The 16,730-nt window shown below is 40.4% G+C and carries 13 protein-coding genes; 2 read left to right on the top strand and 11 right to left on the bottom strand.

Annotated elements, in window-relative coordinates; genetic code table 11:
* Positions 1 to 24: 24 nt before the first annotated feature.
* From IQ264_RS09040 to petH, 7 genes are all read right to left on the bottom strand, one after another.
* Entirely contained in the window at positions 25 to 1,155 is a 1,131-nt protein-coding gene (locus tag IQ264_RS09040) for an S-layer homology domain-containing protein (protein WP_193980418.1), read from the bottom strand.
* 35 nt (positions 1,156 to 1,190) lie between these two features.
* The gene (locus IQ264_RS09035; RefSeq protein WP_193980417.1) at positions 1,191 to 1,799 is read right to left on the bottom strand and encodes a (2Fe-2S) ferredoxin domain-containing protein; all 609 of its coding nucleotides are present in this window, start codon (positions 1,797 to 1,799) and stop codon (positions 1,191 to 1,193) included.
* A 62-nt stretch (positions 1,800 to 1,861) separates the two neighbouring features.
* Positions 1,862 to 2,110: an Asr1405/Asl0597 family protein gene (locus IQ264_RS09030; protein WP_193980416.1), complete on the bottom strand. Its 249-nt coding sequence runs from the start codon at positions 2,108 to 2,110 to the stop codon at positions 1,862 to 1,864.
* 199 nt (positions 2,111 to 2,309) lie between these two features.
* Positions 2,310 to 3,626 (bottom strand): homoserine dehydrogenase, encoded by a 1,317-nt coding sequence (locus IQ264_RS09025; RefSeq protein WP_193980415.1) that lies wholly within the window; start codon positions 3,624 to 3,626, stop codon positions 2,310 to 2,312.
* Between the two features lie 95 nt (positions 3,627 to 3,721).
* Positions 3,722 to 4,153 (bottom strand): type II toxin-antitoxin system VapC family toxin, encoded by a 432-nt coding sequence (locus IQ264_RS09020; RefSeq protein WP_193980414.1) that lies wholly within the window; start codon positions 4,151 to 4,153, stop codon positions 3,722 to 3,724.
* Positions 4,153 to 4,371, bottom strand: a complete 219-nt coding sequence (locus IQ264_RS09015) for a hypothetical protein (protein ID WP_228061394.1) — start codon at positions 4,369 to 4,371, stop codon at positions 4,153 to 4,155. The genes IQ264_RS09020 and IQ264_RS09015 overlap by 1 nt, the downstream gene beginning before the upstream one ends.
* 184 nt (positions 4,372 to 4,555) lie before the next feature.
* Positions 4,556 to 5,767, bottom strand: a complete 1,212-nt coding sequence (gene petH, locus IQ264_RS09010) for a ferredoxin--NADP reductase (protein ID WP_193980413.1) — start codon at positions 5,765 to 5,767, stop codon at positions 4,556 to 4,558.
* A gap of 546 nt (positions 5,768 to 6,313) precedes the next feature.
* Between petH and IQ264_RS09005 the strand changes: the two genes are divergently transcribed.
* Complete coding sequence (locus IQ264_RS09005; RefSeq protein WP_193980412.1) at positions 6,314 to 7,324, top strand: phosphoribulokinase; 1,011 nt, start codon at positions 6,314 to 6,316, stop codon at positions 7,322 to 7,324.
* A 173-nt stretch (positions 7,325 to 7,497) separates the two neighbouring features.
* Here IQ264_RS09005 and IQ264_RS09000 read toward each other — a convergent pair whose 3' ends face one another.
* Complete coding sequence (locus IQ264_RS09000; RefSeq protein WP_228061393.1) at positions 7,498 to 8,832, bottom strand: hypothetical protein; 1,335 nt, start codon at positions 8,830 to 8,832, stop codon at positions 7,498 to 7,500.
* Positions 8,833 to 8,954: 122 nt separating this feature from the next.
* Positions 8,955 to 9,191 carry a hypothetical protein gene (locus IQ264_RS08995; RefSeq protein WP_193980411.1) on the bottom strand — a complete coding sequence of 79 codons (237 nt, stop codon included), beginning with the start codon at positions 9,189 to 9,191 and terminating at the stop codon, positions 8,955 to 8,957.
* Between the two features lie 138 nt (positions 9,192 to 9,329).
* Between IQ264_RS08995 and IQ264_RS08990 the strand changes: the two genes are divergently transcribed.
* Positions 9,330 to 11,954, top strand: coding sequence for a dynamin family protein (locus tag IQ264_RS08990; RefSeq protein WP_193980410.1), 2,625 nt, complete (start codon positions 9,330 to 9,332; stop codon positions 11,952 to 11,954).
* A gap of 360 nt (positions 11,955 to 12,314) precedes the next feature.
* Here IQ264_RS08990 and IQ264_RS08985 read toward each other — a convergent pair whose 3' ends face one another.
* Together IQ264_RS08985 and IQ264_RS08980 are read right to left on the bottom strand one after the other, a co-directional pair.
* Complete coding sequence (locus IQ264_RS08985; RefSeq protein ID WP_193980409.1) at positions 12,315 to 12,944, bottom strand: 4Fe-4S single cluster domain-containing protein; 630 nt, start codon at positions 12,942 to 12,944, stop codon at positions 12,315 to 12,317.
* A 282-nt stretch (positions 12,945 to 13,226) separates the two neighbouring features.
* Positions 13,227 to 16,700: an ATP-binding protein gene (locus tag IQ264_RS08980; protein ID WP_193980408.1), complete on the bottom strand. Its 3,474-nt coding sequence runs from the start codon at positions 16,698 to 16,700 to the stop codon at positions 13,227 to 13,229.
* Positions 16,701 to 16,730: the final 30 nt, after the last annotated feature.

Genomic DNA, 16,730 nt, shown 5'->3' with positions numbered 1-16,730 from the left:
GGTTTATTCTGCTTTAAATAACTTTTAAGGCTTCACCACATATTTACCATTAACATTCTGTGCCTTACCTTGTTTTACCCTAGCTTGATAAACTAAAGCTGCTATTTCTGCACGAGTCGCATTTTTATTTGGGTTTAACACATTTGTATTCGGATAATTCACCACAATTCCAGCTTGGGTAGCTGCTGCAACTTTCTTCCTCGCATAGTTGGGAATTTGCGCTGCATCTTTATATTGTTGTTTTAAAATTTGTTCTGGATTAGCGGGTTCTGGTAAATTTAAACCGCTAGCTAAAGCTACAATAGCTTGAACTCTGGGAATAGGTTGTTTTGGTCGGAAACTTTGGTCTGGATAACCCGCGATAAACTCGCTTCCACTGGCTTTTTTAATCGCTGGAGTCGCCCAAAAACTATTACTTACATCTTTAAATACTACAGTTTTACTAGTAATTTTTGAACCCAAACCTTTTTCTATCACTGCGACGAATTCTGCACGAGTTACAGGTTGATCTGGTCGAAAATATCCAGCAGGAAAACCACTAACTACTCCTTGTTTTTGCAATCCTAAAATATAAGCAGCCGCCCAATAATTAGCGGGAACATCTGATAATTTAATCGGTTGCGGAGCTTTAGCTGTTGGTTTTGTTGGTACGGGAACTACAGGGACAGCTTTTGGTTGTAATGGAATAATTGGATCTGTTGGTGCAGCTGGCGTTTCCACTGCTTGAGGTACTGGTACAGGCGCGATCGCCTCTGGCGCTGCGCTTGGCGCAATCGCAATTACCCCAGGTAAAATAGGTTGAGCAACTTCAGGAACTACGCCTAACTGAGTTCCATTCCTTTGTGGATCGACAGCTACAACTCTGTTTTCAGTTCTTGCATTAGTTCCTTCTCTAACCGTTCTCCTTTCTCGATCGACTGCCCGATTCGCTAACCAAGGTAAAATTATTCTTGGTGCCAGCAAAGAACTTCTGGGAGTAGGAGCAACTTGAACCGGAGTTGTACTGGTTACATTCCAATTAATTGGCTTTCTACTTAAACTCCAAAAGAATATACTGCCGATCGACAACAAGGCAACCAAGACTGCAACAAATTCATCAAACCCTAAAGGCTCTCTTTTTGATGGTTGAGGTTCTGGGCGCTGTGATTCTGTCATCTTGATTACCCTCTACACGGCAACTCTGATTTAGATTAAACCACACTTGCGAAAACTGGAACCGCATCTTTAGATTGATTTTCGGTAACAAAATGTTTATCTAATATTTCCGGCACTTCACTGGCATCAATTCGACGATAAGCTGTTTTATCTGGCATCACAATATTTGGCCCAGCTTTACAATGTTTCATACAACCTGTGCCTTTAATGATTACTTCTTGTTGCAAATTGCGATCGCGCAACCCCTCCGCCAACGCCTGACTAACTTCCATCGCCCCCCGTTTGCAGCAATCAGACTTCTGACAAACTAAAATACAAGCTGGCTTCTTCTTCGGCTGCAAAGCTTGTGTCTCCTGGGGAACTACCTGTGTTTGTGCGCTTGCCTTCAGCTTAATTCTATAAGCTTTCAACTTTGCTGCGCCCTTCTCTGCATCCAGTTTTCGCTCTCCCCAGACTTCGATCCAATCTCCGGGTAGTAAAACTTGTCCTAATCCAGCCCTTGCCTCTTTAGAAAGTTTAATCCAAGATTCGCCCTCTGCTGTCTCTACTCGCAACAACTTAATCTTGTAACCATCCTCCAGTACAAAGCCCACAAATTTTCCAGCGAGGCAAAATTCTGTTACTTGACAAGTTTTCTTACCCATTTTTTTTGTTAAACCTCTCTATCAAAACCACAACACAATTGCAAATAAATATCAGTTTTTAACTATGATTTTAGCTGCCAGCAACGGTTCAACTGCGCTGCTAACTCGCTGCGAGGTGCTGTCAATTGCTTGAACACGCACCACAATTGAATCGCTGCTAATGGGCTATTTATTTCGACTTCTAAGCCACCGTTGCTGTTACAACAGCAGGGAATCTCTAAACCTTGTAGTCGGCGGTAGACTTGCCAGCGATCGCTACGCGCTACCGCCACTACCTGTGAATCTGTAGGATTTGTAATCGATTGCTCCATCCGAGCTTCCCACCTAAATGAAATAAATTCTCAATATTGAAACATGATTTATTTATATCCTGTTTCTGCATTTTTGTCACCTAATTGACAGAAGTTTTCAAATAATCTTTAAAGAATGGGAAGGAGGGACTGAGGACGTTCGGCTGAGCGCTCACGTCGAAGCCTGGGGATTGGACACTGGGGAACCTTCACACAGCCTTTACAAAACCCTTAGCAAACTGGCAATACTATCTACAGCTTCCAGCGCCCGAATTTCCGCCAAAGCCTGACGGAAGTTACCTTCTCGGACATCGTGAGTTACTACGACAATTTCCGCCAAATCTCCGCGAAAACCAGTTTGCACAACTGATTCCAAGCTGACACCGTGATTTCCGAAAGCAGTTCCCAGATGTCCTATAACACCAGGGTTGTCATTTGTCAAGAAGCGAGCGTAAAAACGGGTAACAAGTTCTTCCATCGGAGCAATTTGGCAATAATGCTGATGGGTGCAAGCTAAGAGAGGATGGAGGATGGGGGTTGGGGGTTGGGGAAGTACTGAGGTTTTGAGAATGGAGGCTATGTTGAGAATATCGGAAACTACGGCGCTAGCGGTTGGGCCTGCACCCGCACCTCTGCCGTAGAACATGACTTGACCGATCGGATCGCCTTCCACGAAAATAGCATTGTAAACGCCGCTGACACTGGCTAAAGGATGTTGTTTCGGGACTAAAGTCGGATGAACTCTCACTTGTAACTGTTCTGGTTCATTTGATTTAACACTCATCTGTTTAGCAACAGCGAGTAACTTAATCACAAAACCCAATTTTTCGGCATAAGCAATATCTGCCGCACCGACTTTAGTAATTCCTTCGTGATAAACTTCTTCTAATTTGATGCGTCCGCCAAAAGCCAAAGAAGCGAGAATGGCAATTTTATCAGCAGCATCAAACCCTTCCACATCAGCTGTTGGATCGGCTTCAGCGTAACCCAACTTTTGAGCATCAGCTAAAACATCAGCGAAATCAACACCTTCATTTTGCATCCGGGTGAGGATGTAGTTAGTCGTACCGTTGACAATGCCTGTAATTGCTTGAATGCGGTTAACGCCTAAAGTCTGTTTCAAAGGTTGAATTATGGGGATACCGCCGCCGACTGCTGCTTCTAACATTACATAAACGCCTTTTTCGTTAGCAGCATCGTAGATTTCTTCGGCAAAACGAGAAATTACAGCTTTGTTAGCGGTAACGACGTGCTTCCCGTGAGCAATAGCTTTGAGAATTAGCGATCGCGCAGGTTCCAACCCACCCAACAGTTCTACCACGATATCAACTTCTGGGTCTGTTGCGATCGCTTCCAAATCAGTAGTCAGAATCTCCTTAGATAATTGCACATCACGGGGTTTCGAGAGATCGCGCACTCCCACCCGATAAACTTCCAATTCTTGCACCAACGGGTGACGACCATCTGGAGAGAGCAAAATTTCCGCCGTTCCCGTTCCCACCGTTCCTAGTCCCAGTAAACCAATTTTAAAACTCACGCTTTCAACCTGTTCTGACTAAACACTTGCCACAACCATTGTGACATTTGTCGTGTGAACAGAGACACTTAGACAAAAAATTGTCTATCTTACTATCACTCTGGCGAAAAGTCAGTAATAGGTTTAATAATTACATCGTTAGCTATTGCGGCATTTAATTGGCGATCGTCCACAGTAATTAAAGGACAATTTAAGTTTAATGTTAAAGCGATATAAAGAGAATCATATATTGCTAATTGGTGAGCTAGACCAATTTCAAATGCGCGAGGTAGCAACTCTCTAACAGGTACAAATTGCAACGGTAAATCTAACAGATCAATAATAAATTGTTCAGCATCGTCCTGTGACAACCCTTGAAAACGGACTTTCTTCCAAAACACATTAACACACTCTATCAAGCAAAATTCTGGTACATATAAATCATCACCTCGATCCATCTGAGCCAACAAAATTCCTACTTCTGCTGTGTAAGGCTCGGTAATAAAATACTGAATTAGTACATTAGTGTCAACCACATAAATTGCCATTAGCTGTCTCTATCTTCACGTAACATTTCCAAAGTTGATTTAGCTCCTGGTGGAGGTGTCCACCGATGGCGATCGATTGAGTTGAGAATCTCCTGCAAGGAGCGTTTTGGCACTGGGTTTTCGGGTTTTTTCCAGTGCTGTAACCGCTCATCTACTAAATCATAAACTAAAGTCTTAAATTCCTCGACCGTCAAATCAGCAACTCGGTTTTCTCTCATTTTTTCCAACTCCTTTTTTCTAGCGATCGTTTACCAATTGAATTTTCTCATTCTAGCAATACAATCAGCTTGCCAATTACTAAGGCGATCGCAATACCAAAAACAAAAATTCACAACCTCAACCCAAAAAAACAGGGCAGGCAAAAGCCCACCCCAGAAAAAGCTGAGAGTAAAAAACTAAAAATTAGTAAGTCTCTACGTGCCAGCGATGTTCTTTCTTCAGTTTCTTTTGGTAATCAGCCCAATTTACACCGAACTTACCAGCCGCACCGGACATACCTTCGTCGATACCGCCTTCCATACCTTTGAGACCACAAATGTAGGTGTGGGTGTTGGATTTTTGCACCAAATCCCAAAGGTTATCAGCGTGTTCCGCAATTCGGTCTTGGATGTACATTTTGCCACCTTTGGGGTTCTTTTGTTCCCGGCTGATGGCATAAGTTAAACGGAAGTTATCTGGGAACGTCGCTTGTAATTCTTCCAATTCTTCCTTGTACAGAATGTTGGGGGTATAAGCACAACCAAAGAACAACCAAGCTAGACCCTTGAATTTGTAATCTTCGTGCTGTTCCTTAAACATCCGCCACAGGAAAGCGCGGAAAGGAGCAATACCTGTACCAGTAGCCATCATAATCACATTAGCTTCTGGGTCATCAGGTAAGAGCATTTCCTTACCCACAGGGCCAGTAATTTTCACATCATCACCCACATTCAGTTGAGTGAGGAAGGTAGAGCAAACGCCCTTCACTTCTTCTCCGGTTTCTGGGTGCTTGTACACGAGTTGGCGCACGCAGAGGGAGACAGTTTTATCATCCACATCATCGCCGTGACGAGTGGATGCGATCGAATATAGTCTAAGTTTGTGAGGTTTGCCGTTTTTATCGGTTCCTTCTGGAATAATACCGATACTTTGGCCTTCCAGATAGCGCAAATTGCTTCCTGTGAGGTCGAACTTCAGGTGACGGACAGTTCCTTCACCACCTTCGCGGACTAACTCTTCATTGGACATACATTTGCCCACAAAAGGAGCATTCGGACGGTAAGTATTAACTGGAATGTCCTTTTCTTTTTCCTTCGCTTGAGTCATTGGCTTGGCTTCTTCTTTCTTCTCTTGCTGGAGTCTATTAGTTTTCTCCGGCGCGGAAGTTCCATTCCCTTGATTCTCATCGCTCAGTGGTCGAATGCTGACAATCTGACCCCCCAGGCGTGTAATCCGCCGCATTTCTTCATTCATGCGGTTGTAGGGCACAGTGATAAACACGCTGCCACTGCGACGAATTGGGTAGTTAGTTTGGTCAGTTGCTTCGTTCTGCCTTAAACCCACCACTTCGTAAACAAAGACGCGGCTACCAGATTGTGTGTTGGCAGCACCACCAGCTGCGCTTGGATTGTACATTGCTTCGATCTCTCCGAACTGAAAATAAATTTGCTGCTGCTGCAAAGTGCCCTTCGCACCACATGACAGTTCTAACCCCAAATTTGGGGTGTTGAACTGGATCTAAGAAATTGCAGTAATTTATAGTTTAAAGCTATGACCACAGTTCTAAGACCGAAGGAATGGAAATTTCCGGCTCCAGATTCTCCTCCACCCTACAAGGTAAGTTTGTTAAAGAATGTTACTAGCGAATCAGTTTCACATTTTTTTTAGAAAAAATGCACAACAAACCTTAGCATAAATACTGAGCTAGATGATTCCACTTTGTTTATGCCTTGTAGAGGTAATCCCACTCTGGTAAGATATTCCAGTAATAGTAGTATTAAATACTCACTTGAAGGCTTGAGTCTTCCCTTGGGGGCAGATGCCAGACTGCTTCACAGGATTGGTAAGGGCTGCTTTTTTTTAAGTAGCTTTTTCCGTCTACCGGGATGGCTTAATAGGCTGTGATTTAGCTCGAAGTTTTGACCCAGTTAGTAAAGAATCTTAAATCGAAAGAGGGAAGCTATGACCAAAAAGCCGGATCGCGTGGTGCTAATTGGTGTCGCCGGGGACTCCGGGTGTGGAAAGTCTACATTTTTGCGCCGTATCACTGATTTGTTTGGCAAGGAGTTTGTCACGGTAATCTGTCTAGATGATTATCATTGTCTGGATAGAAAGCAGCGCAAGGAAACGGGGATTACTGCACTCGATCCGAGAGCCAATAATTTCGATCTGATGTATGAGCAGATCAAGGCGCTCAAGAGTGGCGAAACAATCAATAAGCCGATTTACAATCACGAAACCGGCATGATTGATCCACCAGAGTTAGTTGAGGCAAATCATGTTGTAGTGATTGAAGGGCTGCATCCTCTGTATGATGAGCGGGTGCGATCGCTCATCGACTTCAGTGTATACCTCGACATTAGCGAAGAAGTCAAGATTGCTTGGAAAATTCAGCGCGATATGTCCGAACGGGGTCACACTTATGAGGATGTGCTAGCTGCTATCAATTCTCGTCGCCCTGATTTTTCTGCTTACATCGAACCTCAAAGAGAGTTTGCTGATGTGGTAATTCAAGTATTGCCTACTCAGTTGCTCAAGGACGATAAGGAAGGCAAAATCCTGCGGGTGCGTTTGATTCAGAAAGTTGGTGTAGAAGGTTTTGAGCCTGCTTACCTATTTGATGAAGGTTCGACTATTGATTGGATTCCCTGTGGCAATAAGCTGACTTGTTCGTACCCCGGAATTAGAATGCACTATGGGCCTGATGCTTATTATGGTCATCCGGCTGAAATTCTGGAAGTTGATGGACAATTCGAGAATTTGGAACAGGTAATCTATATCGAAGACCATCTGAGTAAGACTTCCACCAAGTATCACGGTGAGTTAACCCACCTGTTGTTACAACACAAGGAATATCCTGGTTCTAATAATGGAACTGGTTTGTTCCAAGTCTTGACAGGTTTGAAAATGCGTGCTACATACGAACGGTTAACTGCTCAAGAAGCAAAAATTGCTGCGACTGCTAATCGGTAGGATGTAGAACTAGTTACAGGTTTTGGGGGGGGCAGAAGTGTCCCCATTTTTTTTTGCAGCATTTTGGCGGTTGAAACCGCGTCTACACAAACGAAGTCCGCCTATGCGGACTTTTAACCTGCGAAGGCAGGTTTTGTTTGTATAGCCGCGACTTTAGTCCCTGGGGTGATTTTTCAAACTTGCTCTAATGCTGGTGTTTGTTCTCTGTGTTTGAAGTACCAATAGAGGTTGGCGATCGCTAAATTTGAAGCTTGTTGTAAGTTAGGTTGGGTGAGGGTTTTGTGTTGCGCGATCGCACTTCGCTCACTCACATATAATTCATATTGTCGCCGTAATTCAGGCTGCATCATCAATCTCATTTGGTCTAATAATGATTGAGGATGAGATTTTTGTTTTAGACTTTCATAGAGTTGGATTTCTGGCGGGATTTCTAATGCGGTTGTAGTTGAGTCGCTGTCTGCAATTTTAGCAATTTCTGAATATTTAAATTCGGCGCTTTCCAGCAGTTTTAGTTCTGATTCTGGTAAAGTGCGTAGCCAATCAATATGATTTTGCCAAGATTCTAATACGGCTAAGTCGTGGTCGTGAACACGGGTGATTTCTGGGAATATAAAATCTAATTCTGCTTCGGTTTCGCATTTGTTGATTACTGTGAGAGTATCTTTACGAATTCTGTTTTTTAGATCGGAAAGGCTTTGACTTACAACAGCTGGTTGTTCTTGCATTTGGAAAACCATAGCCATTGTTTGTTCGATCGCCCAAGCACACTCATATCTACGAAGTAGTCCAGCCGCACAAGTATCTGATAATAGTTGAGGATTGTTATAGTTTGCTAAAGCGGTTGTCAATATTCCCTTTGCAGTTTCCAGGGTATTATTTCTAATACTTAAATCTTCACATAACATGGCCTTTTGCATAAGCTTATTTGCTTGTACAAAGTATCCATAAGCTTGAGCTACGATTGTGCGATGATGTCTGAATTCAACATCTTGGGCAACCAGATCAATTCTTTCGAGAATTTCTTTACCTTGATATTTTAATGCTTCTTTTAAGTCAATAAAACCGTCTTTAACTTCTAGGCGCAACTGTTTAACATCTTCTCTCAACTTCATTGTTTGGTATAAATTCACTGCTGAGAGTGCCGCAACAGCAACTACTCCAACACCAATCACAGCTGTAGATGCTTGTAAAACTCCTAGACTAGCTGGAAGAGACTGTAACCCCTGTACGCTAGCCTGAATATTGTCAAGTCTACTAAAAGTTCCTACTTGTAAATCGTCAATTTTGGCGTTAGTTCCTTGAAGTCCCTTATCAATATGATGCTTGATTTCTCTTCCAACTTTATCGGTGTGAGCCATCTGCGCTTTGGTTGCAAACCACTGAGTTCCAATTACTAAAGGTGCTAACTCAGCATTTTTAATTGCAACTGAAATGACATAACCTCCTGCTCTACGCGCAATCTCACAACCACCAGTAATAAGGAGAGACTGAATTAGAGGATTGAACATAAAAATTTTCCTTTTTTGAATAAAGTAATTAACCAAACATTTAGACAAACTACATTTGTTGCAGAGATGCTGGAGTTATCCAAGTAACATCTCTCTTTTTGGGAATATAGGAATCAGAGCTATTAGATGAAATCACGATCGACTGCCTCTTCAAGACCTATTTCACCATGCAGTTGATCGGGAGTTATCGAGTCAAGCATTTCTTTAAGTTCTTGAGCTTGTCTAGCGACAGAAGGTAGCCGCCCAGCGATGATTCTGATGGCGATCGTTTCTTTAGACTCTTCGCTCATCTCTGCCACACGCTCCAATTGTTCATAAAGCGATTCCTCAATTTCTAAGGTCAGCTTTTTGGTAGTCATCTTTTACCTGCCTTAATTATTCCCCTGTTTTTGAGGGTAACTCACATTGTCAAGAAAAATAACCGTATTTACTCTATGTTTATTTTCGGCTGAGACTGGGAATACTAGTTACGAGTAATCTATGGGATTGAAAAATTTATGGATACTAAACTGGTTGATTCTCAGGCTGTTGACTTGTTATCTAATATTACTGGACAGAAGCTTAGTCAAGAAGATGTGACACCTTCGGTAATTTTTCTAGCAGCTTTAGTAGCATTACTGCTAGGTGTGATATATGCTGATAGCCAGGTGACAGAAGAGGAAAAACAAAGGTTACAAAAAACTCTCAATAAATTTATTCCTGCTCAGGGTGGCGTGCGTGAATTAACTAAATTGATGGTTAAGGGAGTAAAGGAAAATTTAGATTATACTAAATCTACTAACTTATTAAAGTTAACAAATTCTTTTTCTAAACCTCAAAAGCTTTTGTTACTCAGTTTTGGCTATGAAATGTCAGCAGCAGATGGAACAATTGATGCACGGGAAAAGCGTTATTTAGAAGTAATTGCTGATTGGTTAGGTGTAAAATCCACTCATTTGGCAGTATTAGAAGCTGGTTTTAACGGTCAAAAAAATGTCAATTCAGCAGCGTTTTCCGAAATTAAATCTTTACTCGATCCGGCTCATTTTCGTGATTTAGATACTATTTTTGTTAAGGCAGCTAATGATATTCTAGAATCTCTATTTCCTCAATTTGAAAATCAACAGCAGGAAGCTATTAAAACTAATAATAGTGAAGAAAAGGCTGTTTCTGCGCCATCTCAACCGCCACAAAGTCAACAAAATCAAGCGACTTCTTATCAAGAGTTAGCTAAGTTTAATCAGCAGAAGCGGAAATTAGATAATCTTTGTGGTCAACTATATAATGTAATTCGGGATTGTTGCGATCGCAATCTCTTACCCCCAACTCTAACCACAGAAATAGAAAAAATCTCTCAAAAACTGCGATCGCAGCGTTTTAGATTAGCAGTAGTCGGAGAATTTAGCCAAGGTAAATCAACCTTATTAAATGCTTTATTGCGGGAAGAAATTCAACCTGTCAGAGCAATTCCTTGTAGCGGTACAATTACCGTTTTAAAATATGGAACGCAAAAGCGGGTTGTTTGTCGTTATAAAGATGGACGTGAAGAAGAAATTCCATTTGAGCAATATAAAGAAAAAGCAGCTATCCCTAAAAAAGCTGCTCAGGAACATCGCAATGATGAACATTTTTGCTCTGATATTGATGAAATTATTTTTGAACATCCTGATTTAGATTTATGCCGAAATGGTGTAGAAATTCTTGATTCTCCGGGATTAAATGAACACCCTGCTCGAACTGCGATTACTCAAAAACTTCTCAAAGATACCGACGCAGCTATTTTCCTGACAAATGCTAGTCGTCTGCTTCCAGAAAGAGAGAAAGAATTGATTCAAGATGTGAGAAATCAATTAAATGGTGGTAAGGAAAATCAACCTGCGGAAAATCTTTTTGTGTTAGTTAATTTTATGGATTTATTGGAAGAGGAAGAAGATCGTCAAGATGTAAAACATCGACTCGAAAGTTTTGTTAAAGATAATAGTTTACTAACTGCAAATGATAGCCGCATTCACTACATTTCGGCTAAGGCTACTCTGAAGTCAATTTTGCATAAAACTGAAGATGAACACTTAGTAAATTTCCAAAAGTTTACTCAATCTGTGGAAAATTTCCTCACAGTAGACAGGGGAAATCTGAAAATTAAGCAATCTGTAGAAGCGATTCAGTTGGTGATTCAAGAAAGCTTAACAACTTTACAACAAGCTGAAGCAGCTTTAGATGGAAAAATAAATCTTTCGGAAGCTGAAAGGCGCAAAATATTAGAACAAATTGGCGAAGCTAGCGGTAAAGATGTAAAAATTCAGTTGTTAGCTAATAAACTGTTAGATGAAGTGAGAGAACCAGTTCATAAATCTTGGAATCAATGGGTTAATTCTTTAGAGGATAGGTTAAGGAAAAAGTCTGAGAAATGGACTTCGGAAAATTCGCCTATTTGGAGTAGAGACGCATTAGCTAGAGATTTTGCTAGTCAATTTAATGATGATTTAGCAGCAGAATTAGATATTTGGATTACCCATCAACTTCAAGCAAGGATTCTCAAGGAACCATTAGAAACGCTGGATAGTGATATCGAGCAACATTTAACAACAATTCTATCTGGACTGCAATCATTAAATCGGCAAATTAATACTGCATCTCGAAATTTGGCTTATTTTAATGAAAAAATCGCAACAGGTGCTACCGCCGAAGAATGGTTTTTTAGTAGTTTAGGAGTAGCTGGATTAGCTGTAGCTTTGATTCCAGTTATAGTGCTTGCTGGCCCACTTATGACCATAATAGCTAGTGTCGGTGCTGTAGTGTCTGGAGGTGCTGGTGCAGGTATGATGTTTTTTGGAGTTACAAATATCATTAAGGGCAATGTTTTTGATTTTGGTTATCAGGAATTTAAGAAATCTAAAGAAAATGTCTTTGCCAAGATCGAAAAGATGATTAATTCCTTATTTGAGCAAAGAGTCACAGAATCATCAGAAACTATTGCCAAGGTTATTACATATTACGAAACTTTGTTAGAACAACAAGAAAAAGCCCACCAACAAAACTTACAAGAAAGAGAATTAGAAAAAACATTGATTACTCAAAAATGCCAACAACTTGAGCAAGTACAAAAGGAAATTGCAGCACTGTTAACTCAAGCTACTGCTTAAATTCAGATCTTCACCAGTTCCGCAATCCGCCTGCCTTATCAATTCGCTTTTCTTATAGCGAAAGTCCTCTTTAGAGCGGTTCACGGGCGGGAATGCTCGTTATAGATGAAAGAAACAATTGTTTGGTACGCAAGCATAAGGTTGTGTAGGGACACGGCATAATTAACTTTATTTTCTAGTGCAAAATATTTCGGATGCCGTGTCCCTACATATTTGTCTGTTAAGAGGACTAAATACTTAGAATTCTTATGCTTTTAGCCCATTTTAATGGACTTAAGCTATTAGCCCGGAAATTGATTTCCGGGCGGACTCGCAATCGCAGGTGCAAGATTTCACGATCGCCCTTTTTTGCCCTTTCCCTCACGACTCATCCAACTGCAACTGACCATAATAACCAGTTACAATCCGACTTCCATCTTTCATAATGTGAATTTCTATTTGGTCACTCGCCCAAGAAATTTTATCTGTTAAAGCAGGATTAAAAACGTGAACTTTTTGATTACTAGAAGCTACCGGACAATCAGGAGAATGTAGAGCCAAATGTTGCACATAAGGGCCATCAATTAGTATATCTAGTTGTTCCAGCAATTCATGAGCACCAGCGGGGGCATATTCCGAGCGCAATTGTTCTAAAGTAAAACCAGTAAAGGACATTACATTTAACCCTTCCGCCCGGACTTGTTTTGCTACACTAGCTAAAGCCGAGGCTTGCCAAAAAGGTTCTCCCCCAGAAAAAGTTACCCCCGTATTTTTCGGATTACTCAAAATTCGGTGAACTAAACTATCAATAGATACTAAATCATTAATTTCAAAAGACCAAGAAGCCGGATTAAAACAACCCGGACATTCCCGCAAACATCCCTGTACCCAAATTACCGCACGACAGCCAGGGCCATTAACTTCTGATTCATCCACATAGCCCATAATATTTACATATCCTGGGGGAATTTCCAGAAGTTCCATGTATTGGTTAGCTTTTTGTTCTTTCATTTCTGCTGCTCCTTAATACTCGGAAGCTTAAGAAACTTCCTCTGTTTTAGATAGTGCCATTGAATTATAAAATTTGGGTGAGTTTGTGATGAACTGAAACAATTTCGCCCGTTAAGTTAAAGAAGAATTAAGCAAATTAGGAGCGGGGTTGTAGTTGATTTTCCGTTACATTTCAACTAGGGCTCGACTTGCCTTAATATAAAGACCTCTCCAAAAAAGAATGTAGAGACGTTGTATACAACGTCTCTACATTCTTTTGCATATCTGACTTTCGCCTTCTCATTACAAATCACTCGATCGCGTTTGTTGATAAGTTTTTACTAATTTATTTACACATATTTGCGGATTAGAACCAGAAGAATTTGCCTGCAACAATATATGTCTAATTTGATTCAATAAATCTTCCATTGCAATTGAACTAGGCAAAATACTAGTTGCTACATCACCCAAAGTAGAAGCCCAAAAATCTATTTGGTAATGTGTTTTTTCCCGATGATAAGTACTTAATTCATCGGCAGAATTTTGACTATTATTTGTTCCATCAGTCTGAGGTTTTCCGGCTTGTCTAACTAACACTACTGTCGGAGGTCTTTGGGCTACTTGACGTAAATCACTAAGGGCTTTTACTAAAGTTGAATTTGGTGTACTATTACCCAAGTCAATTAGCAGTAAATCTACACTACAATGTTGTGCTTGTCGTAAAACTTCTGCCCAACATTGACCAGTAACAACTCTCAAACCAGCCGTTTGTAAATATTGAATTAAAGCTTGCAACCATTCTGTCCGTTTTTTATCATTTACCCCTTGACATTGATTTTGGTGTTCATTAGTAAAACTTCTGCCTAAATCTGGCATTGTGGAAATATCAACCACCAAAATAGTTAATTTGCAGCTAATACCCGCAGCAACTTGGATTGCTTGTAGCAAAATATTAGCTTCTGGCAAAGCGTCATTAACCCCCAAACAAGGATATACTTGTAAAGTCGTATTTTCTTGTTTATGTCCTACTTGTAAAGCTGCGTGAGTCGTAGTTTCATCCATCGTTACTAACGGGAGACTAGCTAAAGCTTGGTATTCAATGAATTGTTCTAAGTAGCTTTCCGGTTCGACAATTTTACCTTCTAATAAAACTACATGAGGTTGCCAAATTCTCGCTAGCAATTCTGCTTGAACTAAATCATCAGCTTCTAGGACTCGATAATTATGTTGATGTAATAGGTTACTCAAATCAGAATCAGAATTTGGCGATGAATTAATACTATTAATTCGCAACTCCAAATTTTTCTCACCCGCATTGAGACGCAGAATTGTCAAACTAGTGTTTGTTGACTGTTGTTGTGAAATTTTTGCAGGGAGAGTTATTTTTTCTAAACTTTGTTTGAGGCTATCTGGTTGGACTGGTAAAGACAAAAAGCCATCTGCACGTTTGCCATAAGCATATTCTTTTTCTCCTCTGCTAGCAGTCACAACTACGGGGATATGTTGAGTTTGGGGAGATGCTTTTAATAAAGTTAAGACATCCCAACCAGAAAGCAAAGGTAATAGAGGATTTAAGAAAATAGCAAAAGGCTGTAATCTTCGGGCTTTTTCTAAAGCTTCAGTTCCCGAACGAGCAATTACAATCCGATAACCTAAACTAGAAAGTTGTTGGCTTAAATCTTCAATTAATCTGGGAATAGATTCTACAACTAAAACTAAGCGAGAAGAAATATTATTAATCGATAAATTAGTTGTTGTATTAATACCAGTTCCATTAAATGAGAATTTTTCTCCTTTTTCTTCTGTTTCTATTTCCCAATGACTATTGGGAGGACTAGGAGGTAAAAGCAAAGTAAATTCACTACCGCTTCCAGGTTTAGAAGTAAAGCTAACATCTCCCCCATGCAATCGCGCTAAACGTTGGGTTAAAACTAATCCTAAACCTGTTCCTTCAAACTGACGAGTTAAGGGATTTTCTAATTGTTGAAATTTCTGAAAAATTAGGTGTTGTTTGTCTTCAGGAATGCCAATTCCTGTATCCCAAACTGTAAAAGCAATCCAACCTTCCCAGTAACTTACTCTTAAGCCAATTTCTCCTGTAACTTCGGTAAATTTAAGGGCGTTAGATAATAGGTGAACTAGCATTTGTCGCAGACGCATTTCATCAGCAACTAAGCTATCTAATCTTGGTTCAATTGATAAGATAAACTTGGTTTCTGGTTCGTTAGAATTCAAGTCGTCTAGATCGCCGCTTTTTCTGCTTAAATGGATTTGGCGGGATTGTTGATAGGCTCGATCGCACACCGCCTGAATATCCACTGGTGCTAACATTAACTCTAGCTGTCCAGTTTCCATTCGAGTTAAGTCTAAAATATCATTAACGATGGTCATTAAATGACGACCACTTTGATGAATTAACCTGGTATAACGCGCTTGGCGATCGTTCAATTCTCCTAACACTTGATCTTTCAACAAACTCGACAACCCTAAAATAGCCGTTAACGGTGTTTTTAGTTCATGACTAATACAAGCTAAAAACTCATCTTTCAAACGGTTTAATTGCATTAAATCCGCATTTTTAGCCGCCAATTCCTTAGCTACTTGGTGCGACTCAGTGACATCCTGCGCCAACACTAACCACAAATCATTTCCTAATAAATTCTTCGGTGATGCTGGGGTTGTATTATCTCTGGGTTCCCCCAACATATTTCTCGAAATTAAGTTAGCTAACCGAAACTCATTTGGTTGAGAAAAATCTATTGATAAATTTGTTTCTTTTGGCGATAAATCGGGGTTATAAAAAACATTACCCAAAGGGATTTTCACAAACTGCCAAACTCTTTCCGTTCCATTTTGCATCGGACAAACACAAGTGCAGCTATCAGGATTATTCCCTAACTGGCACAACTTAGGTAAAGAAACAGGTGTAGCAAATCTTTCTTCTTGATTATCGTTACAATTACTTGTTTTCTCCGTGTAATAATGAACTGCGTGTTGAAATTTACCCTGTTCTTGTGATGGCAAAAACTCCAATAATTCCGCAATTTCTTTTCGTAGCCAATCAGCATCTTGCAGGGAATCAAAATATTGTCGCCAAGCCAAATTTTGTTTTACTGATTGACCATTACCAGTTTGCAGCATTAAAGGCAAAGGTAGCTTTTCTAAAAGTTGAATTAGGGAATTCAACGCTGCTACTTCATTCGGCAAATTTTTCTGATTTGTCAGTGCTACTTTAGCTAAATTCAGTGATTCCTGATTTAATTGCAACGTCGATAAATCAGTAGCAATAAATTCCAACAAACGTTGAATATCCAGCAGTCCTAAAAATTTACCTGCCAAATTAACTAAACCCAAATTTTGAGTTTTGCCTAACCGGGAAATTACATTTCGGAGATAAGGCCAAAAATCCTGCAAACTAAATTCCGCAGGTACAGTAGTCAATGGGGTGATGATTGATGAATCTAATTTTGATAAAGGCTGGAGTAAACTGGATTGACTGGCTATCCCCTGAGAACGAGAGGAAACAGCTTTTTCCTGAGTTTCCAGTTTTTTAGCAGTTTTTGACAAAGTATCTAGGGATTTTTTCCCCTTTCTTTCTCGCAAGTAAGGTAGTAGACTATACAAATGCAATACTCCTAAAGGAATATCTTCTTCGCTCACTACTACAATCCGATCGCACTCGTTTTGCTGGAAAATATCCAGTATCTTTCCCAAAGTAGTCCTCTGGGTGCAACTGGGAACAAACGCGATAAATTCTTTGACATCTGGGCTTGGCATAGCGTAAGCTTTCTCGCTGACCGGGTAAAA

This window comes from [Phormidium] sp. LEGE 05292 (assembly GCF_015207735.1).
In the GTDB taxonomy this organism is placed as follows: domain Bacteria; phylum Cyanobacteriota; class Cyanobacteriia; order Cyanobacteriales; family Aerosakkonemataceae; genus Floridanema.
Note: the sequence above shows the minus strand (reverse complement) of the source record. Positions and strands in the feature narration are given on the sequence as shown.